Origin of the sequence: Azospirillum endophyticum, from assembly GCF_016595245.1 — a bacterium.
GTDB classification, from domain to species: Bacteria; Pseudomonadota; Alphaproteobacteria; order Azospirillales; family Azospirillaceae; genus Azospirillum; species Azospirillum endophyticum.
In genome coordinates this window covers 1-676 of the sequence record NZ_JAENHM010000065.1, presented here as the reverse complement: position 1 = coordinate 676, position 676 = coordinate 1, and the positions used below count along the sequence as shown (strand labels likewise).

Sequence of the window (676 nt, the reverse complement as noted above, 5' to 3'; positions counted from 1 at the left end):
TAGAGGCTGTTAGGGACTCGGGGTAGCCGCACGCGGTGTGGTTGCCCAGATATTGGAGATGACCGATCGTAAAGCTTATCCTTCGGACGTTAGTGATGAGGAATGGACCTTCGTCGCGCCCTACCTGAGCCTCCTGAGCGAGAACGCCCGGCAGCGCCGTCATAGTCTACGCGAGGTGTTCAACGGGTTGCGCTACATCGTCAAGAGCGGTGCGACCTGGCGTTTGATGCCCAACGACTTACCGCCCTGGGAGATCGTTTATCAGCAGACGCGGCGCTGGCTGGATGCAGGGGTTTTCCTGGCCATGGCCGACGACTTGCGTGCCATCCTGCGCTTGGCGGATGGACGGGCGCCTGATCCCAGCGCCGCTATCTTCGACAGCCGCACCCTGCGCTCGACGCCGGAGAGCGGAGCGCGCGCCGGTTACGATGGAGCCAAGCGCAAGAAGGGCTCCAAAGTCCACATGGCCGTCGACACGCTGGGCCATCTGCTGGCCCTGCACGTCACCTCGGCGACCGAGCAGGACCGCGCTCAGGCCGCCGCACTGGCACAGGCCGTTCAGACGGCAACAGACCAAGCCGTCGAACTCTGTTGGGTCGATCAGGGCTACACCGGCCAAGAGGTCGCTGAACAGGTCGAGGATGATCACGGCATCCGCCTCGAGGTGGTCAAGACC

1 protein-coding gene is annotated in these 676 nt (G+C 63.5%); it reads left to right on the top strand.

The window, feature by feature from the left end; translation table 11 throughout:
• Positions 1-58: 58 nt before the first annotated feature.
• Positions 59-676, top strand: a 618-nt coding sequence (locus JHL17_RS24705) for an IS5 family transposase (RefSeq protein ID WP_200197271.1), incomplete at its 3' end; no start/stop codon positions are given.